Raw genomic sequence first — 21363 nt, 5'->3', positions numbered from 1 at the left:
CCTTGATGAGCAAATTTGCCATTTACCCGGAAATAAAGTAAAGTAATAAATTGGAGTACTTTGTCATACAGCATTTGCTCAGCATTAACTGGTCAAGGAGTCTGTTCAGGCATGTCCTATCGTTTAAATTACTGTATATCCTCAAAAGAAATCGCTGCAATAATTTGTCTGCTGCTGGTGCAGGGGGTTTTAGTCTTCTGGTATGAGTACTCCTACCGCATGGAACTTCGCCAGTGGACCGAAGACACCATCAGAATCGGCTTCAAGCCCTCTCAAAGAGTTGATGCAAATCTAAGCCCTTATGGTCCCGGCCTGGACCGTGAGCTTGTGGAGCTTTTCTGCAGCCGCAACGGACTGACCCCGGTCTGGGTGGAGTTGCAGGATTTTAGACAGGGCATGGAAAAACTTATCAACCATGATCTGCAGCTTCTCCTGCCGGTACCGGGCATGCAGACCCCGGATAAAAAAAGTCTTCAAAGAGGGCCGGTCTACCTGGAGGGCCGGTTTCTCGTCCTGCACAACCAGTGGCGTTATCCTTTGAGAAGCCTGGAGGACCTTTGCGCAACCGACGTGGTTGTCCCCGGCAGGTCGGCTTTCGACAAAATTCTGCAGGATGTGCGTGAAGTTCTGCAGTGTGAATTGGAGCCTTCCAAAAGGCCTGAGCCTGGAAAGGATTTTTTTGACGCCCTTGCTGAACGCAGGTTTCGCTTCGGTATCAAGGATGAAAAGAACTACACCTTCTGGAAGGGGTTTTATCCGGAGGTGCGCAGAACGGAAGAACTGGATGAGACTTACTCTCTGAACTGGCTCTGGAGCAGTCATTATATGAATCTGGACCGCAATCTGGACCGGTTCTGGGAAGATATCAAGAATTCCGGACTGCTGGATGAACTGTTGGAGAGGTATCTGGGATTTTATCCTAAAGAACAGGATCCATATGAACTAAGACAGTTTCAGCATGCCCTGCAAAATGAGATGCCTAAGTATGCACAGACAATCAGGGATGTTTCCAGGAGGTACAGTCTGGACCCTTTACTGCTGGTGGCGATCATTTACCAGGAGTCGCGCTTTGATCCAGGGGCAACAAGCCGCACCGGGGTAAGGGGTCTAATGCAGATCACCTCGCATACGGCTGAATTTTTGGGTATAGAAGACCACCTGGACCCTCACCAGAGCATCGCCGGTGGAGCCAGGTACCTGCAGATGCTCGGGGAGCGCATGGATAGAATAGGCATTGAGTCCTGGGACAAGTGGTTTATGGCCCTGGCCGCATACAATCAGGGCCTGGGGCATGTTTATGATGCCAGGACGCTGGCTGAGCGTCAGGGCTATAACCCTGATTCCTGGAACGGGCTTAAAAAAACTTATCCCCTCTTAAGCTACAAAGAATATTACGAAACTGTGCCCCGGGGCTATACACGGGGATATGAAGCGGTTAATTTCGTGGAAAGTGTGCGCTATTACTACAGCCTCCTATACGGACAAGCCTTACTCTCGAGGTTTGAAGCTGAGCACCTTGGCGGATTTCTTGACCTTGTCCCTTCTGACTGGCCGCAGTGAGTCCTTTTTTTCTTCGTGCTTTGAAGGGATCCCTGACTGCTGGCTCAGGCACTGGTTGAAAAGCTGGTTTTTCCAGCGCACGGACTGGATCATGGACAGAATAAGTATATCTTCCTCCCATTCACGGCTGGGGGAGAAATTCTGCACCCGTTCATAGTACTTGTCCCACAGGCTGATGAGGGACGCTTCGTCCAGGCTGTTGAGTTCGTCTGCCAGCTTCTTGAGAACCTTTTCCATAACTGCGTGCCGTCCTTGAAAATCAATATTTTTTAGTAAATGTCAGCAGCTTGTCTCTGCTTTGCTTTGGCAATTCGGTGAATAATCACAATTTTTATGGCCAGTCCATTCGGGTTGCAGGTTTGAAAAAGTTTGCCCCTGCAACAGGCCTGTGTTATGAAAAAAAAGTCTCTTGAGCAACCCCGAAAAAGCACATTTAGGAGGATGTAAAACATGCAGGATTTGAGAAAGATGTACAAGGACATTAAAGAAGACCCTTTTCCCAGAGAAATGAGTATCAGGCTCGGGGATCAGGAAATCAGGATGCGCAAAAGGACCTGGGTGGTACAGGACCAGGAGAAGGGGCTTCGCTACGGGGAGAATCCGGACCAGGCGGCGGCCATGTACGAGCCTGTTGGCGGCGGTCTGGAGCTTGGCGGGGTAAAGTTCAAGGGTGCGGGCCAGGGTCTGGTTTCGGCCATTACGGAGGATGACATGCTCCAGGCGGGCAAACATCCAGGCAAAATCAATCTTACCGACGTGGACAACGGTATCAATGTCCTGCAGTATCTGCACAAAAAACCTGCGGCGGTTATCCTCAAACACAACAATCCCTGCGGGGCGGCCTGGTCCAGTGAGGGGGTCCTGGATATACTGCAGAAGGCCTACTACTCGGACCGCATTGCTGCCTTCGGCGGGGCGGTGGTGCTCAACAGGCCCATAGACCTGGCCGGGGCCGAGTTTCTTGCGGATAATTACCTGGAGGTGGTGGCAGCTCCCGATTTCGAGCCTGGAGCCCTGGACAGGCTCAAGACCAGAAAAAATCTGCGTATCATCAAAATGGCCGGTCTGGGCAGGCTGCAGGAATTTGCCGACTATCCTTTTCTGGATATCAAGTCCATGCAGGACGGCGGTGTCATAGTCCAGTTTTCCTTTACCAGCCGTATGCGCGAGCCAGAAGATTTTATCCCGGCCCAGGCCCAGGGCAAAGACCAGGTTGTAAGTGCCAGGCATCCTGACCAGCGTGAGACAGAAGATCTTCTTTTCGCCTGGGCGGTGGAGGCAGGAGTTACTTCCAATTCCGTGCTTTTCGCCCGGGATGGCCGCACACTGTCCATAGGCACCGGGGAGCAGGACCGGGTGGGCTGCGTGGACCTGACAATTCACAAGGCCTATACCAAGTACATGGACATGGAGATTTTCAAACAGACCGGACAGTCCATATACCAGGCCAGGGAAAAGGCCAGGACGGACCCTGAGGCCAAAGATCTGCTTTCATCAGTGGAAGAAAAGGCCCTCAAGGAACGGGCGGATCTTCCCGGGGCGGTCATGGTATCCGACGGCTTCTTCCCCTTCAGGGACGGGGTGGACCTGGCCCTGGAACAGGGGATCACCGCCATTGCTCAGCCGGGGGGTTCCATGCGCGATCACGAGGTCATCCAGGCCCTGAACGAGGCACAACCCCAGGCAGCCATGGTATTTACCGGACAGCGGTCATTTAAACACTAAAGGCGAGGCCTTTGAACGATTACAAGCACCACAGAGCTGAACTGCGCCCCGGGCAGGTGGTGGAATACCTGCAGAACAACCAGCCTCTTGTATCCTGGATCCAGGAGGTCCAGTCTCCAAGGGTCCGGGTGCTGAACATAAACCAGCGCGAAGTCAAACTGCCGATTGCAAGAGTCATGCCCTGGACAGGTCCGGTGTACTCTCCGGACCTGTCCAGGCAGGACGTGCTGCAGCTTTTGCAGGAGCATCACCACAGGCGCAACAGTATCCAGGAGGACCTGGACGTAATGGACGTATGGTCCATGGCCCAGGGAGAGATCGTCCAGGCCTCCATTTTCTGGTTCGCAGGCCTTATCTGGGATGAGCCGGATGCGGACCGGACAGCCGCACTGGGCAGGGCCATGCTCCAGGCCAGGACTCATTTCAAGTTTTCACCTCCCGATTTTGAGGTTTTTTCCCGGGAAACAGCCGAAAAAAAGATGGAGGAGGAACGCCTGCACCGGGAAAGAGAACGTCTGGTGAGTATCGGCAAAGATTTTTTCAGGAAGCTGCATTCAGGTGAATATTCCCCCGGGGACCAGCCGGAGCCGGAAGACTCGGAACTGGCCGGACAGCTTAAAAATATTCTGGTCCAGCGCATTAAAAACCCTGAAGATCCCCATACTCAGGACCTTTGGAGCAAGCTTTCCGCGGGTCTGCCCCAGGATCCGCACCTGCCTTTTATCCTGGCCAGGGCCTGGGGCATTTATCCGGAGCACTACAACTACATGCTGGAGCAGGCGGCTTATGCCTGGGAAGACTCATGGTCAAAAACGCATGACCCGGAGATTCAGGCCCTTTCCCGGAAGCTGGAGCAGGAAAGCGGCGAGCCGGCAGTTGACGGGCTGATAAGCATCGACTCCGCCTCTACCCGGGATATTGACGACGCTTTTTATATCCGGGAGCATGCAGACGGCTATTCGCTGACCCTGGCCCTGGCCGGTCCGGGCCTTTACTGGACTTTCGGATCAGAACTGGACCGGGATGTAGCCCACAGAGTTTCCAGTCTATATCTGCCCGAGGGAAAAAGCGATATGCTGCCCCGGATTCTGGCCGAGGAGATGTTCAGCCTGAACCAGGGTCAGAGACGCCCGGCAATGGTCCTGGATATTGATCTGGATTTTCAGGGTATAGTGTACAGGTTGCAGCCTCGCCTGGAATGGGTCCGGGTACAGGCCAACCGGACCTATGCCGAAGTGGAGGACGAGCTGGCCATGGACCCGGCATCCCGCCTGGGCTCGGCCCTGAGGCTGGCCAGGACCCTGCGGGCAAAAAGGCTGGAGCAGGGTGCGGTAATCATAGAGCAAAACGAACCAATCATCAGGCTGGAGCATACACCCAGACAGACCCTGGTCAGCCTGATGCCCGGGGTGACCCATCCCGGGGCTCATCTCATCGTGTCCGAGTTCATGCTGCTTTGCAACACCGTCCTGGCCAGCTGGGCAAGGGAGAAAGATATCCCACTTTTATACCGCACCCAGGATATAGTCCTGCCCAAAGATTACAGCGGGGTATGGCGAAAGCCCGAGGAGATTTACCGGGTGATACGCTCCATGGGGGCGACCCTCACCGAGACCCGGCCGCGTCCCCACAGGTCCATCGGAGCCGGGGCATACGCCTCGGTTACCTCGCCCCTGCGCAGATACGTGGACCTGGTGAATCAGGCCCAGATAGCTGCGGCTCTTTCCGGGCACCCGGTGAGGGACAGGACCTGGCTGGAGAAAATGCTGCCCTTTATGAACACCCGCATGGGACAGGTGAGCAGGATCCAGAAATTTCGCCCCAGGTACTGGAAGCTGCTCTATTTCAAACAGCAGGCCAGGCACACTACCTGGACCGGGGTGGTGGTGGACAACAGCGGCCCGGTGGTATTATCCCTGCCCCGGGAGCAGGTGCTCATCAGAGCTCCGCACGAGGTCTTCGGAGGCAAGACCATGATCGGACAGGCCTTCAGGCTGCGTCTGGGCAGGATTGATCCCTTGAACAACGAGATCCATGTCCTGGAGGCCTGGGAAGAGTAGAGTGTGCCTTAGAGCCGGTGAAAGAGTTTAACAGCACAAGGTGCTGGACGAAATGGTGAATCCTTGCTCAGTTTGTAAATAAATGCTCAAAAAGTGCTGGTCCAGGCACTTTCGGGCTAGAGGAATTTGATGTTTAATATAGTCAAAAAAATATTCGGAAGTAAAAACGAAAGGTACCTCAAAAGTTTAAGGCCCCTGGTGGAACGTATCAACTCCCTGGAAGAGGAAATAAGTTCTCTAAGTGACGAGCAGCTTCAGTCCAGGGTCCAGGCCTGGAAAGAGGAGGCCGCTGCCGGGGCTTCCCTGGATGATCTTCTGCCCCACGTGTTTGCCGTGGTCCGGGAAGCCTCGCACAGGGTCCTGGGCATGCGCCATTTCGACGTCCAGCTCATAGGCGGGATAGTTCTGCACCAGGGCCGCATTGCCGAGATGAAGACCGGTGAAGGTAAAACAGTGGTGGCCACCCTGCCGGTTGTGCTCAATGCCCTGACCGGCAGAGGAGTGCACATTGTCACTGTCAACGACTACCTGGCCCGGCGCGATGCCGAGTGGATGGGCCGGCTCTACAATTTCCTGGGACTGGATGTGGGCGTGGTGGTGCACGGTATGAGCGACGAGGATCGAAGGCAGGCCTACGCCGCGGACATAACCTACGGAACCAACAACGAGTTTGGTTTCGACTATCTGCGCGATCACATGAAGTTTTACGCCTACCAGCTGGTGCAGCGCGACCTGCAGTTCGCCATTGTGGACGAGGTGGACTGCATACTCATCGACGAGGCCCGTACCCCGCTTATTATTTCCGGGCCAGCGGACATATCCGTTGACCTGTATGCCCGGATGAATTCCGTGGTACCCAAACTCAAAAAAGACGAACACTTCAACATAGACGAAAAGGCCAAGACCGTTACCCTCACCGAGGAAGGCGTGCACAGGGTGGAAAATATACTGGGCCTGGAAAACCTCTATGATCCGGAAAACATAACTTACCAGCACCATGTACTGCAGGCCCTCAAGGCCCACCATCTGTTCGGCCGGGACTCGGAATACATAGTCAAGGACGGCCAGGTGATCATCGTGGACGAGTTTACCGGCAGGCTGATGCCGGGCCGGCGTTTCGGGGACGGCCTGCACCAGGCCCTGGAGGCCAAGGAAGGGGTCAAGGTGGAAGCAGAGAACCAGACCCTGGCCTCCATCACTTTTCAGAACTACTTCCGGCTGTATGACAAGCTGGCCGGTATGACCGGTACCGCAGACACCGAGGCGGTTGAATTCAAAGAAATTTACAACCTGGATGTGTCGGTGATCCCCACGCACAAACCCATGATCCGTGAGGACCTGCCTGATGTGGTCTACAAGACACAGCAGGAAAAATTCAACGCCATCGCCGACGACCTGCTGGAGCTGCATTCCAGGGGACAGCCGGTGCTTGTGGGGACCACATCCATAGAAAAATCCGAGCACCTGTCTAAACTTTTGAACAAAAGAGAAGTTCCCCACGAGGTCTTAAACGCCAAGCACCACGAGCGTGAGGCGGAGATCGTGGCCCGGGCCGGAGAAATGGGACGCGTGACCCTGGCTACCAACATGGCCGGAAGGGGTACGGACATAGTCCTGGGGGAAGGAGTTCGCGAACTCGGAGGCCTGCACATCCTGGGCACTGAGCGCCACGAAAGCCGGCGCATAGACAACCAGCTCCGGGGCAGGGCCGGTCGTCAGGGCGATCCCGGTTCATCCAGGTTCTACCTGGCCTTAGACGACAGCCTGCTCAGGCTTTTTGGTTCCGAGCGCATAACCGGGATGATGGACAAGCTGGGCATGGAGGACGGCCAGCCCATTGAAAACAATATGATCTCCCGGGCCATTGAAAACGCCCAGACCAAGGTGGAAGCGCACAATTTCAATATCCGCAAGCAGCTTCTGGACTTTGACGACGTCATGAACCAGCAGAGAACCGTCATCTATACCCAGCGCAGGGAGCTGATGCACGCGGAAAAACTCGAGGATTACGTCCTGGACATGATCCAGGATGTCCTGGATGATGTCTACTCCCCGGTGGGCGAGAGCACTCCGGACAGCCTGGAGGATGAAGAAGAACGCTCCATGCTCATGGGACGACTGGAAGAAATTTTCAATATCAAGCGCCTGCTCCCGGAAGTGGAGTCCCCGGAAAAGGAAAAGACCCTGAACGCCGTCCATGCCCACCTGGAACAGCTCAAGGCGGACGCCGGGGATCAGTACGAGGAGGTGCTGCGGTTTTTCCTTCTGGAAAGCCTGGACCGCAACTGGAAAGAGCATCTTCTGCAGATGGATCACTTAAAGCAGGGCATCGGCCTGCGCGGTTACGGCCAGCGCGATCCCAAAAGGGAATACAAGCGCGAGGGGTATGAACTCTTTGAAGAACTGCTTTTCCGCATAAAGGAAAACGTGGTCCGGGCCCTGTGCCGCCTGCGGATCCGCAAGAAGGAAGAGGTTGAAGGATTCAGGCACAAGGAACAGGAAGACCTGCGCTACGGTGCCCCGCAGAAGGGCGAGGAAAAAAAAGAGGCCAAAAAGGAGCCCCAGCGAAGGGCTGAGCCCAAAGTAGGCCGCAACGACCCCTGCACCTGCGGCAGCGGCAAGAAATACAAGAAATGCTGTGGTTAGGGCGTGGCGCGTGGCGCGTGGCGCATGGGGCATGGGGCAAAGCGTATTGGGCATAGGGCATGGGGAAGAATGTATGCGAGTACGCAGCAGTAGAATTTTGCATTGAATGGCTACAAAAAAGGATACAGGACATGCAGGATCTACCCCTGGGGTTTGATCTGGCTGCGGTCCGGGCTGGATTCAAGTACAAAGACCGCCCGGACCTGGCCCTGATATTCAGCCGGACTCCGGCCAGGGCTGCCGGTGTTTTCACCACCAACGCATTCCAGGCTGCCCCGGTGCTGGTGGCCAGGGAAAACTTAGACCGCAGCGATCTCATGCGCGCTGTGCTGGTCAATGCCGGCCAGGCCAATGCCTGCACCGGTGAAGAAGGCCTGGCCGACTGCCGCAGGACCCTGGACCTGCTGGCCGGACACCTGGATATTTCTGCCGGGGAAATACTGCCTGCCTCCACCGGGGTCATCGGCGTGAGGATGCCCATGCCCACCTGGGAAAAAAGCCTGCCCGGTCTGGTGGAAAACCTGGGAAAATGCACCGGGGAACAGGCGGCCATGGCCATTATGACCACGGACACCTTTCCCAAGACCGCAGCCAGGGAGATAGAGCTGGACCAGGGCCGGGTGCGCTTCTGGGGCATGACTAAGGGAGCGGGCATGATCTGCCCGGATATGGCCACCATGCTGGCCTTTGTTCTGACGGATCTGCAGGTGGACGGGGCCCTGTGGCAGGAGATGCTGGCCGGGGCCATGGAGCAGAGCTTCAATGCCATAACCGTGGACGGAGATACCAGTACCAACGACTGCGTTCTGGCCCTGGCAGGAGGTGGATCCAGGGCAGGATTACACTCCAGCAGGGACCGGGACATAGCAGCAAAAGCCCTGGAGGATGTATGCCGGGATCTGGCCTACCAGATCGTCAAGGATGCCGAGGGCGGCACCAAGGTCATGCATATCCGGGTAACCGGGGCGGCAGACAGCCTGGACGCGCGCAAGGCGGCCAGGGCGGTGGGCAATTCCAGTCTGGTCAAGACGGCCATGTTCGGGTGCGATCCCAACTGGGGCCGCATTGTGGCCGCCCTGGGCAGAAGCGGGGCCGTTTTTGACCCAGACAAAGTCAGGCTCAGCCTGGCGGGCCTGGAGATCTTTTCTAAGGGCAGACCTGTGGATATGGATATAGACGAGGTTTTCGCCCCTCTGCTATCCTCCAGGGATATCCAGGTGGATATTGACCTGGGAAGGGGACAGGGCGAATATTTTCTCATGGCCTCGGATCTAACCGACGAATATATCCGCATCAATTCCGATTACCGCAGCTGAGCAGTCAAAGCGCAGCAGCGCAACTATTAACTCAGAGCTTATCCAGGCCTGGTGTGGCACAGCCAGGGCTGAAGCATTCTATATTACAGGAAGCGCAATATATGACCGCAAAACTGAACCTGCCCCGTGTGGCCGATTTCCTGCACGAGGTGGGCATGCTCAAGAGAACGCCGCGTACAGGCTACCAGTTTCTGGGTACGGGCTCGGAAAATGTGGCCGAGCACAGTTTCCGCACCGCGGTAATAGGCTATATCCTGGCCAGGATGGCCGGGGCGGACCGGGAAAAGACCGTGTACATGTGCCTTTTTCACGATATTCACGAATCCAGGGTAGGGGACATGAATTATGTCAACCGGCTGTATAACAAGACCAATGACCGGTCAGCCCTGGAGGATGCCCTGCGGGGCACAGGTCTGGAAGAAGAAGTGATTCCTCTTCACGAGGAACTGGACCAGAACAGCACCCTGGAGGCCGGCCTGGCCGAGGATGCGGATCAGCTGGATCTTATCCTGAATCTCAAGGAGCAGGAGGATCTGGGCAACAGGTACGCAACTAAGTGGCTGGAATACGCCTGGGAGCGGGTAAAGACGGAGCACGGCCGCAAACTGGCCGGGGCGATTTTTGAAAGCGATCACACCGCCTGGTGGTTTGAAAGCCAGGACAAGCGCTGGTGGATTGAGCGCAAGCACAAGAAGTAGGCTATGTCACAAGGCAAAAGCGGCATAAAGATAATTGCGGTCAACCGCAAGGTGCGCCATTATTTCGAAATAATGGAAACCATGGAGGCTGGTATGGCCCTGACAGGCTCCGAGGTCAAGTCTTTGCGGGCGGGCAAAGTCAGTTTCAAGGAGGGTTACGTGCGCTTTGACCGGGGTGAGGCCTACCTGGTGGACGTGCATATAGCCCCCTATGAAAACGCCGGTTATGCCCAGCATGACCCGGTACGTCCGCGCAGGCTTCTTATGCACAAAAGCGAGATTAAACGGCTCATGGGCAAGGTGGAGCAAAAGGGTCTGACTGTTATACCCACCCGGATGTATTTCAAGCAGGGCAGAGCCAAGGTGGAAATTGCCCTGGCCCGCGGCCTTAGACTCCATGACCGCCGCGAAACCCTAAAGCGCAGGGCCGTGGAACGCGATACCGCCCGGGAAATGGCCAAATATAAGTAGGCATGGGGCGCAGGGCATGGAGCACAGGGAACAGGGAATTTTCACCGGGCCGGCTGCTTAGGGCATGGGGGGGAGATGTCTCTGAAAAAATCCCAGGTCAGAGATCTGGGCAAGATCCTGCCCAATGACGGACTTCTTTTTAATCCTGCAGAAAAACTTATCTACGGCACTGATGCCGGGCGGCGCTTTGCCATGCCCTGGGCGGTGGTATTGCCGGAAACGGTAGAGCAGGTCAGGCAGATTATGCACTGGGCCGGGCAGGAAAAAGTGCCGGTCATCCCCAGGGCCAGGGGGACCAATGTTGTCTCCGCCTGCGTGCCCCAGGCAGGCGGGATTGTCCTGTCCTGCCTGAAGCTTGGCCGCATACTTTCCCTCAGCAGCCGGGACTTTACGGCCCATGTCCAGCCCGGAGTGATTACTCATGAACTGCAGCAGGCGGCTGCGGCAAAAGGGCTTTTTTACCCCCCGGACCCGGCAAGCGTGCGCATCTGCAGCATCGGGGGCAATATAGCCACCAATGCCGGGGGCATGCGGGCTGTAAAATACGGTGTCACCCGGGACTATGTCCTGGGCCTGGAGGTGGTGCTTCCCGGGGGCGAGCTCATCAGCACCGGGGGAAAGGTGCACAAGAACGTAGTGGGCCTGGACCTGAACTCTTTAATGGTGGGTTCGGAAGGCTGTCTCGGTGTGGTTGTGGGGGCCTGGATCAAGCTTTTGCCCCGCCCGGCGTATGCTTCGACCATAATGGCCTGCTTTGAAAGCGAGGAACAGGCCCTGGAGAGTGTGGACCAGATTTTCGGGGCCGGTCTTCTGCCCTGCGCCCTGGAGTTTTTGCCCCGGGAGGTGCTGCAGTGCCTGTCTGCCTATTCCGGCATGCCCTGGCCGGATAACGCAGGCGCCGCCCTCATGGTGCAGTGTGACGGGTTGAAAGGCAGTGTGCGACAGGAGATGGCAGAGGCGCGCAAAAGGCTCAAAGAGCCGGTTTACGTTGATGAGGCCGAAAACAGTGACCAGGAGCGTATCTGGGAGCTGCGACGGCTCATCAATCCGGCCTCTTTCAGGCTGGGCTCAGGCAAAGCCAGTGATGACGTGAGCATCCCCCGGGGAAGTCTTCTAAAGGCCATGCAGGGCATTCGCCGCATCGCCGGAAACCACTCTTTGCAGGTACTGGCCTTCGGCCACGTTGGCGATGGCAACCTGCATGTAAATTTCATGTACGACGACAAGCAGCAAGGTGTGCAAAAAGAGGTCCAGAAGGCCCGGGCAGAGCTTCTTGAGCTGGTGCTGGACCTGGGAGGGAGCATGTCCGGGGAACACGGGGTGGGTCTTTCCAAAAGAGGTTTTTTAAACAGGCAGCCCGGCCTCGCGGCACTGGAAATCATGCGCGGGATAAAAAAGGTCTTTGACCCGGACGGGATTCTAAACCCGGGCAAGGCTATTTAGTTGTCCCCGGCCGGGTCACTGTTCTCCAGCAGGTAGATGTCCAGAGTTTCCCGTCTGCCCTCCAGGCTGATATTTTTCTGAGAACGAAGCTGCCCGGGCAACGAAGAGATTTTTGCGGCGACATGGGAGCTTATGATCAACCTGGTGTGCATTTCACGGGTTTTTGCCTCCAGCCTGGCGGCGATATTCACAGCATCCCCGACCACAGTATATTCCATGCGTTGAGGTGAACCGATGTTGCCCGCCAGGACATGACCGGTATGAATGCCTATGCTGTTTTCCAGGATCAGATCCGAGGTCAGGGCCAGGGTAGAGTTCAGGCGGTCGCAGGCCGAGAGCATGTCTACACCGGCCTGCAGGGCTTTGGCTTCGGCCTTTTCATCAGTTATCGGATGACCGAAGACGGCCATAAGTTTGTCCCCGATAAATTTGTCCACCAGACCGCCTTGTTTTTCCACTGCCTGGACCATGGCGGAAAAGTAGTCGTTGAGCAGTCCCACCAGGATCTTTGGCGGCAGTTTTTCACTGATGCTGGTAAATCCGCGCAGATCGCAGAAAAGGATGCATGCCTCTGCGGTCTCCCCGCCCAGTTTGGGATCATCCGACAGCAGCCTGCTGACTACTTCCCTGGGCATGACTTTGCCCAGGCTGGACTGTAGAAGCTGTTTTTCTCTTAGTTCGCCCACCATCTGGTTGAAGTGCCGGGAAAGGTCCCCCAGTTCGTCACGGCCATGCTCCGGGACCACGGCATCAAGGTCTCCGGCGCTGACCCGGCTCAGACCCTGGTGCAGGGACTTGATGGGGCCAGTAATATGTCTGGTCAGGAGCAGGGTCACTCCCAGGGCCAGAAGTCCGGCCACGCCAAGGGAGATCAGTCCGGCTTGTCTGATGGCGGCCAGCTTGGCCTCCATGTGTTCAGCACACATGTCTATGCCCAGAAGTCCCACATTGCGTCCCCGAAAGTCCTTGATGGGAGCGTACCCGGATATGGTCCAGCCCCATTGGTCCTGGTAAATACGTTGATCCACACTGGGGCGGACAAAGCCTTTGAGCAGGGATGATGGAGGATCGGGGTAAACAGCACCCACGGGCTCAGGCATTTCGTCCGGGGATATCCGGCCGTCACCGGTATCATCGCTGGGGGGTGAGTCCACCACGAACAGGACCTCATCGTCCTGGATGCGCATGGTATAGGCAAATAGGAAGTCCTCGTTGGTCAGAGCAATCTGGTGCAGGATACGCTGGATCCTGGGGTAAGCACTGGAATGCATGTCTTCAGGAGAATTGAGGGCTTCCAGGTCATCTCCGGAAATGAGCCCGGAAAAGGATTTGGCCGCAGTAAGCAACTGACTCTGGATGGATTCCAGCAAGGATTGCCTGGCCTGATAATAGAAATAGGATCCCGTGGCTCCGGAAATGGTGAATGCGGCCACAAACAGAAGTAGAAAGATTTTCAGCCCCAAGCGCATATAAAAGCCTCCCTGCGCAGGAGTATCAGCCCGCCTGCAAAGCGACCTGGCCGGCAGCATTATCGCTCTGTGCCTTAACATTACAGCGAAACTTATGACTAACCTCCGGGGGCTAGCTCTGCCCGCACTTATTTTTTCCAATAAAATCAGGATCATTTAATAAAAATAAGTGCGGGGTGCCTGTCCCCAAATTGAGATATGATATTCTATTTTATAAGTATCGCTAAAGTGTTAAGCAGTTCAGCCATAAGGGCGGGTATCTCCTGCCATTGGGGTTGGTAAAATATGTTTCAGTCGAGCACAGGTCTGCATTGAGTTCAGCATAGCTTTAGTCGGCCGGCAGGGCAAGAAAGTTTTCAAAGACCGGACAATTCTCTTGACAAGACCGTTGATGAAATATATACATGTTTGTTCACGAGGGGCTGTAGCTCAGTTGGGAGAGCGCCTGAATGGCATTCAGGAGGCCAGGAGTTCAATTCTCCTCAGCTCCACCAGAAATTTCCAGGGGTTAGGCTGCAAGGCTTAACCCCTTTTTTATTTATTCAGGATTTGTCCCCGCCTTGTCCCCAAAAAACTCTCACGCTTCTCTGTACACCATGTCAGTTTTCTATCTTTTCTCCCTTTTATGTAGCATATGTTGCTCCAGCCAAGCTGATCATAGAGCGCGGACAGGTGCGCACCGAAAACAGCAACAAGCCTCACGGATTCGGGGCCCTTGATCCAGACACCTTTACCCCCTTTCCCAAGAATCCGGTCATCGGAGCTTTTTTACGGGAGATTCACCGTGCCGATGAACTGGGCTCCGGCATGCGGAACATGATACGTTACGGCAAGGCCTATGGTGGGGAAGATCCTCAGATGAGGTAGCCCGCAGGGCATTCAACTGAGGTGCCAAAAAAATCTTCTCCGGCACGGGAAGCCTTCAGCTTCACACGGGTGCTCCGCACACACAGTTTTGAAGAATAAAAAGCCCCGGAAAGGGATTACCCACCAAGCAGGCAGGATACTTTGCATGCTCTCTGCATTCCTTGAAAGGCTACCTTCAACAGCCAAATTGCCCAGTCTAAGCCTAGACTGAAATGGGTAAAATCAAGGCCAGATTGCCCATAACATGCCAAGCTTGAAATGGGAAAAAAGTCGTCTGGATTGCCCAAATTATACTAGGCTTAAAATGAGGCAGTTAACTGCTTTAATCTGCATCTCTTTCCCTCGAAGCTTTGCATTGCTCCCGCAGATCGTCGAAGTTCAGCCAGGTGGGGCACCCCCAGTTATTCCATCACGCACAGCTTGCAGTATAAGGTCAAGGATGGGTCGATCTATAGTTACTTATCAGCAACCTTTCTTATATTTTCATGAATCTTGAAGATGACTATCAGTATCTCACACCATATCCTTGTAAAAGCAGCACCAAGGACTATGGTTACGAGTCCTCCAATGAAACTGCTGAAGGTCCCACCGCTGATCATAAGTCCCAGTCCAGAAATTACAACCATGGCCAGGAGAAGTCAGTAAATGATAGTAATAATCTTAGGCGTCATCATCTCATCAAAGTAAAGCAAATCCTTTAAATTAAAGTTCATGATTAAAACCTCCTGTGTTGTTTGTTGGTTTCCCCATGTATCTGGATAGTTGTCGCTTCGGAGAATAGATGTTTAGAACTGCTTTTTCCACATCAAAATGGTGGTTATAAGACTCAAAATTAAGCAAAAATCGAGCTCTTTTTAAATATTTTCAATATATTGGCTGGGTCCGACCCGAGCAAACCTGTTTTCGGTGAACCGTTGCTGTGAACAGACATCCTTCTCGGCCGTCGACAAAATCAATTTGCGGCCATGCAGCCATCGATTAATCCGCCAGTTGGATGTCGTTCTCTCTGCACCAGTCCTGAAGAGCCTTGTATATAGCTTTGTTCTCGAATTCATAGATTTATTTTCGTCTTCTGGCGGTACGCACACTGTACAGTCGTTCTGTAAACCCGCCTTCTTTTTCAAAGGACTCAGCCAGGGCCTGGATCTGCCGGTCCAGGAGATAACCGGCTACAGTGGCCAGTGTCAGAGCTGCATTGGCCGAGATTTCAGGATAAAAAGAGGACGCAGTAAACGTAGAAGACTCAATATCCTTGTCTGATTCCCCAAGTCTACTTTGTTCACTGTGTCCTCTCTCCCAGGCTATTTTTTTAGCCGCATTCATCACCCACTCGGCCACGTCATCAACGCTTCGGCATTGTGCATCAACCAGATCTTGACGCAGGGGGTGATTTCGGTCCCAGCAAGGCAGGTCATGCTGACGCAGGAAGTCCTCGTAGTCCAGCTTCAGTTCTTCAAGACTGGCCCGGGCTACCTGGGTAAGCTTCAGCTCCATTTTCTTGGATGTGGCAGAAACTTCTGATCCTTCCGCGATGTTCTGCACCCCGCTGCGGGCGGCCTGAACCATCTGATCATGAGTGCGGCTGCGCTTATCTATATACCGCCCACAGAAACGCACGGTCAGATCATATACAAGCTGGGCCAGTTGAAAGCTCTTGAGCTTCCGGTAGCCGCCGTGCTTGGGAATCAAGGTTTCAGATTCTGTCAGAAGCAACTCCTTTATTCCGCTGTAAGCGATTCAAATTTTATAAGCACAGCTCAACCCCTGACCCTGCTTTAATACTTCTTGAAGTTCTCGGCCTGCTCAAAGATCTCCTTGTACACTTCATCCCTGTCCACCGGGGGATAGCCGTGATCGGCCAGAAGGATGATCAGATCAGCCTTCAGTTCTCTGAGCCAGGTCTCTGAGACCAGCAACAGAAAAACATCCCAGTTATAACCAATGGAATCTTATCCACCCTACTCCCTGGTTATTATCAGAAAAGCCCTTAAAAAGCCTCGTCTTATCAAATTCCAGCCAAGTAACCTTTTTTTTGTGGGGATTACAAGGGAAAAGCCTATGGTTTTTTATCAGGGCCAGGGTTTCCATGGTACCTTTGCCAAGGTGTTGTCTGAAAAAATATTAAGACATTAAATGCGCTTCAGATAAGCCTTTCAAGCACAAACCTGGCTTTTTCACGTCGAAGCATCTGGTAGGGGTTCATGAACTTGATTCCCAATCCAATACATGCATTGGGAATTTTGATTTTCTTGGTGGAATGCCCAAGCCATACATGAGCAAGTTCATGGGCAAGGGTGAACATTTGAGCAGCTCTGGTATCAGTACCGTTGATAAAAATCAGAGGAGCCAGTTCGTCCACAAGGGTGAAGCCCCTGAATTCTTCAGGATCAAGTTTTCGCCTAGTATTGCCGCCGACAATTCCGCTGATCATGACCAGGACTCCGATTGTTTCCACTTGCTGGATAAACCTGCGCATAGCATCCTGCCAAGTGGGCATTGCGCGTCTTTCCTGAAGGTCAAAGCCGATAGCCCTGCGTATATTGGAGGCAACCTGTATCACATCGTCATCAACAGTTGCTGCACAAATAAAAGAAAGTGGCTTTTCACCATGTTATCCGGCATAGTCGTGATACCATTCCTGGCGCTGCTGACAGGCATATATGGTGTCAAGAAGATCCGGACTGGGATGCCCGGGCCTGATCCCGCCCATTAAGCGAAAGTCAGGTATAGGCATGGACTCATGAGGGGGAGTATCCAGGAATAAAAAACCCACTGGCACACGGGTGACCCTGGCAAAGGATTCCAGCTGGTTTAAGGTTGGACTGTCCTCGCCGATCTCCCAGGCTTCCAGCTTGGGAAACCTGCCGCTCAGGGATTCAACATCCAGTTCGGCCCTTTGCATGGCCCAGTGTAATAATTCAGGCTTAACGGCAACTCTGGTCATTGTGTTTATCTCCGCAACTGTAAAACAGTGTGAATTAAAGACATGAAATTCACTCCCGTCAACTGTATAGTCGAAAATAAGGCATTAGAAAACATGCTGAATCTGAGCGGGCATGGGGTCTGACCCGCGTAAGGTGTCATGAGGATTCTACTCTTTTATTAGGAATCTTTGTTGTCATAGAAATTAATCTACATACCCATTTCAGCGAGGATTTCCTTCACTCTCTTGCTTGAAATATCTGCCTGGTCCAGCTTGGAATAGATAGTGACCAGAAAAATCTGGTTCCGGGTTTTTAGGTAGTATATGCAGCGATATCCAGACCGTTTGCCTTTCTCAATACCAGTGTTTTGTATTCTGACCTTGAAAACAGCCAGCTTAACTCCAGGAACCTGTTCACCGGGCAGTTCGCCCTTTTCCAGCTGATCAATGATCGGCTGAACATCGGCTTTAATGGACCGATATTTTTTAGCCAGAGTTCTTAGGTTTCTCTTGAACTCAAAGGTAAAAGAAACTTCAGGCATCTATCCCTTTCCAGAGTTCTGAGACAGGCCTGGTGTTTCCTTCAACAACATCCTGCATGCCCTGCTTAAAGCTTTCATCCGCCGGTTTCAGCACTCCAAGGCGAAATCCCCTGACAATCTCCAATAGTGCAGGAAGATATTCTTCTGGAGTCACGTCTACTTCTCGGGAAATTTCCTGAACGTAGTATGATTTCTTCATATCCATGACTGCCTCCATGTTTCTGGTGGAAATATTAAGACCTGTAACAATTACGATTTCCTACAAGGCATAACGCTTGGCTCACGGGAAAAAAGCGAGCGTGGCGAGTATTTTGTCCGGTGAAGTAAACAGGTCTCTGATACCAGCAACATGCTTTGGGTCTTACAGACAACTTTTACCATCAAGAATGTATAGATCTATAGGTAACCATTTAAAATCATTGCCGTTCAATTTGCAAACTCTCTATGATCAAATATATCCCAGTTATAACCAATGGAATCTTATCCACCCTGCTCCCTGGTTATTATCAGAAAAGCCCTTTAAAAGTCTCGTCTTATCAAATTTCGGTCAAGTAACCATTATTTCAAGTGGATTACAAGGAAAAACTTGTAGTTTTGGGTCTGTGCGGGCATGGGGTCTGACCCGCGTAAGGTGCACAATTTTCTATATATGCCGGGCTTGTCCAACGTAACCATTCAGGGGGTGCCTTGTGCCAGTTATCAACATCGAGGACCCCCTGAATGGTTACTGTCCAACAAACGGTTCAGATTGTGGCTCGTTTCTCTGGGTTGTGTGTTCAGAAGACGTATAGGGCTTTATCATACGCAATTCTCTTTCTTCTGAATTTTTAGCACGATACAGGTCCCAACGAAGCTGCATATTCATCCAAAAATCCTCTGACATATCAAAAAATTTTGCCAGGCGTAATGCTGTACTGGGTGTAATACCGCGCCGCCCATTTACAATCTCGTTAATTCGCTGGTAAGGAACATGAATCGCCTTAGACAAATCTCGTTGCGTTATTGACAGTGGAGCCAAAAAATCCTCCATCAACATTTGTCCCGGGTGCGTCGGCTCCCTGTATTTCGGAATTCTGATCATGATATTCTCCTGAACTTTCAATGATAATCGACTATTTCAACATTATCTGCATTGCCATTATCCCATTTAAAACATACCCGATACTGATCATTGATTCGAATGCTGTACTGCCCATAACGATCCCCTGACAGGGCTTCCAGGCGATTTCCCGGCGGAACTTTTAAGTCGTCAAGGTTTGTTGCGGAGTCAACCTGCTCCAGTTTTCTCGCAGCTAAAATCCAAAGATGTTGCGGGCATAATTTTCGGGCAGCCTTGCTGTTTTTCCCATCGAAAATATCTTCTGTACCCTGATCTTTAAATGATCGTATCATGAAATCACGGTAACACGGTATTCATGCTAAGTCAATCCTTTATAGCCGAACGTTGGAGCTTTGCGGCGAGTGAAGCGAGTCCGCAACAGTGACTGGTTAACCACCAATTATTTCATTTAAACCATCCAAAGCGGGTCCCATGTGTCAAAATAGTTGTCGCCTCGAGAATAGAAGTTTAGCACTGCTTTTACCACATAAATATGGCGGTTATAAGACTTAAAAGCAAGCAAAAAACGAGATCATTTTATATATTTATAATATATTTGCTCGGTCCGACCCGAACAAACATAATGTGAAGAACCTCATGGCAACAAACCGCTTGACAATTAGAACTGGTCTGGTCAGGCTATATTTAGTTCAAGTCCCCGCCTTGACTGTTTGCAGTTAAATCTTCTCAGGACAGATGAATCTGCAAAAAGTCGAGAAATCAATAATTCAGAAATCAATCACGCGTCTTCGCGTGATATAAATCTTTGTTTTTACTGCCTGCCCCGTGAAATAACTCCTTGGAGTTCCCGAAGTTTACCCGGTTAAACCCTCTTTTGTTTAACTGGGGGATTTCACTGGGGACCTCTGACGTCTGAGCTCTGACATCTGTGACTGCAAAAATGAATTTTTGCAGTCACATCAGGACATGGAATATGACAAACTTGAGCAGACTTATTTTCTGCATCATCATCTGCCTGGCTGTCTTGCTGCTGACTGCCCTGCCGGCCTGGACAGAAGAAATGCCGGAAGATGTGCTGGATGGATTCAAAAGAGCACATCCGGATATGGCTCCAGAAGTTTCACCGGAAATTGAGCAGAAAAGCCCGGAAGTACTAAAGAGAATTGAGAGCGACCTGTCAAAAGTGGCTTTAACCTTGGATGCCTGCAGTACCTGGCAGAAAACGGGCTACGATCCGGATGTCATCAAAATACTTAAAAAGACAGAAACTCCAGCCACCCTTTTTCTGGGGGGACTATGGATGCTCAACTATTCGCAGGAGACAGAGGCTCTGCATGATAATAATCTGTTTGAGCTTGGCAACCACTCTTACTCCCACCCTGATCTTACCCGGCACGATCCCTCTGTAATCAGGCAGGAGCTTGGCTATACCCAGCTAATAGCCAGAAAGCTTACCGGAGAGATGCCGAGACTGTTTCGCCCCCCCTATGTCAAAAAAAACAACGATGTGGTGGATATTGCCGGCGAGCTGGGTATGCTGACGGTTCAGTATGATATCGCCAGCGGAGACGCTGATGAAAATGCATCCCCGAAGGAAATAGCTGATTATGTAATTGATTCCGTCAGACCGGGAAGCATTGTAATCCTGCACATGAACAATCCTGATCTGCCGACAGCCGAGGCTTTGCCCCGGATCATCGCTGGCCTGGAGCTTCGAGGACTCAAGCCGGTTACCGTGAGCGAGCTGAAAAAACAGCAGTAGTCACCGCCAGTGAACTTAAACGAACCGCGCCCCACATGTGTGGGGTGAAGATATTCTGAATATCATACCCCCATATGCCCTTGCTTCCATACTTGTAATCCCGGGACAGTCCCCAGAGCAATAAGTTATTCAAGCCCGCAACGACAATTAGAAAATAGGTGACTTGGTGCACGAAATAAGTTGCGTTTCAGGGTTGAAGTATGCATCCCTGACGCGGACCATGCTATGGTCTATGGGGGTTTCGCTATGGGGGTCGGACCTAACCAAGTCATTGAACTAATTGAGTAAAAGTCCTCTATAAGGCCTTAAAAATTGCCTTAGGATGCCTTTTTTTGGGCCAAAAACATAGATGTAAGAGTGAGCTTTTCGTTCGCTGCCTACAAAACAATAAATCTCCTTGACAATGTTAACATATATGTGTACTTTAAATTAATGAAAAGCATTGAATTCTATCGTTCAGTGTCTGGGAATTGCCCAGTTGAAGATCATCTGGATAACCTGACAGATGCGCAAGTTATGAAAGTGACCTGGGTATTGAAATTAATCCAAGAAATTGACCGTGTTCCATCTAAGTATTTTAAAAAACTGGTAAATACGGATGATATCTGGGAAGTTCGTATTGATGTTGGAAAAAACACTTTTCGTTTGCTTGGCTTCTTCTTTGGAAACGAGTTGATAATTGATAATTTTGACAAACTCATTCCAAAAGAAAAGCCAAAAAACGCCTAAAAACCCCGGGGCTAATGTTTACCTCCCTCCCCTGTCCTCGGGTTATATTGGGGCAGATAACATAGCTGTTATTCTGGCAGAAGAGCCTTATT

The 21363-nt window shown here is 52.2% G+C and carries 22 protein-coding genes and 1 tRNA gene; 12 read left to right on the top strand and 11 right to left on the bottom strand.

All coding sequences use genetic code 11. From position 1 onward, the window contains the following. Positions 1-111 precede the first annotated feature (111 nt). Entirely contained in the window at positions 112-1560 is a 1449-nt protein-coding gene (locus D5S03_RS08745) for an MltF family protein (RefSeq protein ID WP_287043543.1), read from the top strand. Here the strand turns inward: D5S03_RS08745 and D5S03_RS08740 are convergent. Next, on the bottom strand, positions 1489-1797 hold the full coding sequence (locus D5S03_RS08740; protein ID WP_008869861.1) for a hypothetical protein: 309 nt from the start codon (positions 1795-1797) through the stop codon (positions 1489-1491). The two genes, D5S03_RS08745 and D5S03_RS08740, sit on opposite strands and share 72 nt — an antisense overlap. Positions 1798-2010: 213 nt before the next feature. Between D5S03_RS08740 and D5S03_RS08735 the strand changes: the two genes are divergently transcribed. From D5S03_RS08735 to D5S03_RS08705, 7 genes are all read left to right on the top strand, one after another. Beyond that, a complete protein-coding gene (locus tag D5S03_RS08735; RefSeq protein WP_008869860.1) occupies positions 2011-3285 on the top strand; it encodes an IMP cyclohydrolase in 1275 nt (424 codons plus the stop codon). Between the two features lie 11 nt (positions 3286-3296). Next, complete coding sequence (locus D5S03_RS08730) at positions 3297-5345, top strand: ribonuclease catalytic domain-containing protein (RefSeq protein WP_287043540.1); 2049 nt, start codon at positions 3297-3299, stop codon at positions 5343-5345. A 129-nt stretch (positions 5346-5474) separates the two neighbouring features. After that, a complete protein-coding gene (secA, locus tag D5S03_RS08725; protein WP_287043539.1) occupies positions 5475-7991 on the top strand; it encodes a preprotein translocase subunit SecA in 2517 nt (838 codons plus the stop codon). A 131-nt stretch (positions 7992-8122) separates the two neighbouring features. Then, positions 8123-9307, top strand: a complete 1185-nt coding sequence (gene argJ / locus D5S03_RS08720) for a bifunctional glutamate N-acetyltransferase/amino-acid acetyltransferase ArgJ (protein WP_008869857.1) — start codon at positions 8123-8125, stop codon at positions 9305-9307. A gap of 101 nt (positions 9308-9408) precedes the next feature. Beyond that, on the top strand, positions 9409-10005 hold the full coding sequence (locus D5S03_RS08715; RefSeq protein WP_008869856.1) for an HD domain-containing protein: 597 nt from the start codon (positions 9409-9411) through the stop codon (positions 10003-10005). A 3-nt stretch (positions 10006-10008) separates the two neighbouring features. Then, the gene (smpB, locus tag D5S03_RS08710) at positions 10009-10476 is read left to right on the top strand and encodes an SsrA-binding protein SmpB (protein ID WP_008869855.1); all 468 of its coding nucleotides are present in this window, start codon (positions 10009-10011) and stop codon (positions 10474-10476) included. Between the two features lie 75 nt (positions 10477-10551). Continuing rightward, positions 10552-11919, top strand: coding sequence for an FAD-binding oxidoreductase (locus D5S03_RS08705; protein ID WP_287043536.1), 1368 nt, complete (start codon positions 10552-10554; stop codon positions 11917-11919). Here D5S03_RS08705 and D5S03_RS08700 read toward each other — a convergent pair. After that, a complete protein-coding gene (locus D5S03_RS08700) occupies positions 11916-13388 on the bottom strand; it encodes an adenylate/guanylate cyclase domain-containing protein (RefSeq protein ID WP_287043534.1) in 1473 nt (490 codons plus the stop codon). The genes D5S03_RS08705 and D5S03_RS08700 overlap by 4 nt on opposite strands. Before the next feature lie 418 nt (positions 13389-13806). On the opposite strand from D5S03_RS08700, the gene D5S03_RS08695 reads away from it, so the two are divergent. Both D5S03_RS08695 and D5S03_RS08690 read left to right on the top strand, forming a co-directional pair. Continuing rightward, positions 13807-13882, top strand: a tRNA-Ala gene (locus tag D5S03_RS08695). 178 nt (positions 13883-14060) lie between these two features. Continuing rightward, on the top strand, positions 14061-14255 hold the full coding sequence (locus D5S03_RS08690; protein ID WP_287043532.1) for a putative DNA binding domain-containing protein: 195 nt from the start codon (positions 14061-14063) through the stop codon (positions 14253-14255). A gap of 455 nt (positions 14256-14710) precedes the next feature. Here the strand turns inward: D5S03_RS08690 and D5S03_RS13805 are convergent, their stop codons facing one another. The 9 genes from D5S03_RS13805 to D5S03_RS08650 form a co-directional block, all read right to left on the bottom strand. Then, positions 14711-14881 (bottom strand): DUF4282 domain-containing protein, encoded by a 171-nt coding sequence (locus D5S03_RS13805; RefSeq protein ID WP_353745153.1) that lies wholly within the window; start codon positions 14879-14881, stop codon positions 14711-14713. 433 nt (positions 14882-15314) lie between these two features. Next, complete coding sequence (locus D5S03_RS08685; RefSeq protein ID WP_008869842.1) at positions 15315-15968, bottom strand: four helix bundle suffix domain-containing protein; 654 nt, start codon at positions 15966-15968, stop codon at positions 15315-15317. 62 nt (positions 15969-16030) lie between these two features. Continuing rightward, positions 16031-16171: a type I restriction enzyme endonuclease domain-containing protein gene (locus tag D5S03_RS08680; RefSeq protein WP_287043531.1), complete on the bottom strand. Its 141-nt coding sequence runs from the start codon at positions 16169-16171 to the stop codon at positions 16031-16033. Positions 16172-16395: 224 nt separating this feature from the next. Further along, positions 16396-16752, bottom strand: a complete 357-nt coding sequence (locus tag D5S03_RS08675) for a DUF4411 family protein (RefSeq protein WP_287043530.1) — start codon at positions 16750-16752, stop codon at positions 16396-16398. 114 nt (positions 16753-16866) lie between these two features. Next, positions 16867-17199 (bottom strand): hypothetical protein, encoded by a 333-nt coding sequence (locus D5S03_RS08670; RefSeq protein WP_287043528.1) that lies wholly within the window; start codon positions 17197-17199, stop codon positions 16867-16869. A gap of 188 nt (positions 17200-17387) precedes the next feature. Further along, positions 17388-17720 (bottom strand): type II toxin-antitoxin system RelE/ParE family toxin, encoded by a 333-nt coding sequence (locus D5S03_RS08665; RefSeq protein ID WP_287043525.1) that lies wholly within the window; start codon positions 17718-17720, stop codon positions 17388-17390. Beyond that, a complete protein-coding gene (locus D5S03_RS08660; protein ID WP_287043524.1) occupies positions 17713-17925 on the bottom strand; it encodes a hypothetical protein in 213 nt (70 codons plus the stop codon). The genes D5S03_RS08665 and D5S03_RS08660 overlap by 8 nt, the downstream gene beginning before the upstream one ends. A gap of 519 nt (positions 17926-18444) precedes the next feature. Beyond that, on the bottom strand, positions 18445-18801 hold the full coding sequence (locus D5S03_RS08655) for a HigA family addiction module antitoxin (RefSeq protein ID WP_287043522.1): 357 nt from the start codon (positions 18799-18801) through the stop codon (positions 18445-18447). 17 nt (positions 18802-18818) lie between these two features. Further along, positions 18819-19112, bottom strand: coding sequence for a type II toxin-antitoxin system RelE/ParE family toxin (locus tag D5S03_RS08650; protein ID WP_008869838.1), 294 nt, complete (start codon positions 19110-19112; stop codon positions 18819-18821). A gap of 641 nt (positions 19113-19753) precedes the next feature. On the opposite strand from D5S03_RS08650, the gene D5S03_RS08645 reads away from it, so the two are divergent. Both D5S03_RS08645 and D5S03_RS08640 read left to right on the top strand, forming a co-directional pair. After that, positions 19754-20542, top strand: a complete 789-nt coding sequence (locus D5S03_RS08645) for a polysaccharide deacetylase family protein (RefSeq protein ID WP_287043519.1) — start codon at positions 19754-19756, stop codon at positions 20540-20542. A 432-nt stretch (positions 20543-20974) separates the two neighbouring features. Beyond that, positions 20975-21271 (top strand): type II toxin-antitoxin system RelE/ParE family toxin, encoded by a 297-nt coding sequence (locus tag D5S03_RS08640; protein ID WP_208596392.1) that lies wholly within the window; start codon positions 20975-20977, stop codon positions 21269-21271. Positions 21272-21363: the final 92 nt, after the last annotated feature.

This window comes from Desulfonatronospira sp. MSAO_Bac3, assembly GCF_003838035.1.
Taxonomy (GTDB): domain Bacteria; phylum Desulfobacterota; class Desulfovibrionia; order Desulfovibrionales; family Desulfonatronovibrionaceae; genus Desulfonatronospira; species Desulfonatronospira thiodismutans.
The sequence above is the reverse complement of the archived record's forward strand: the minus strand, read 5'-3'. Positions and strand labels throughout refer to the sequence as shown.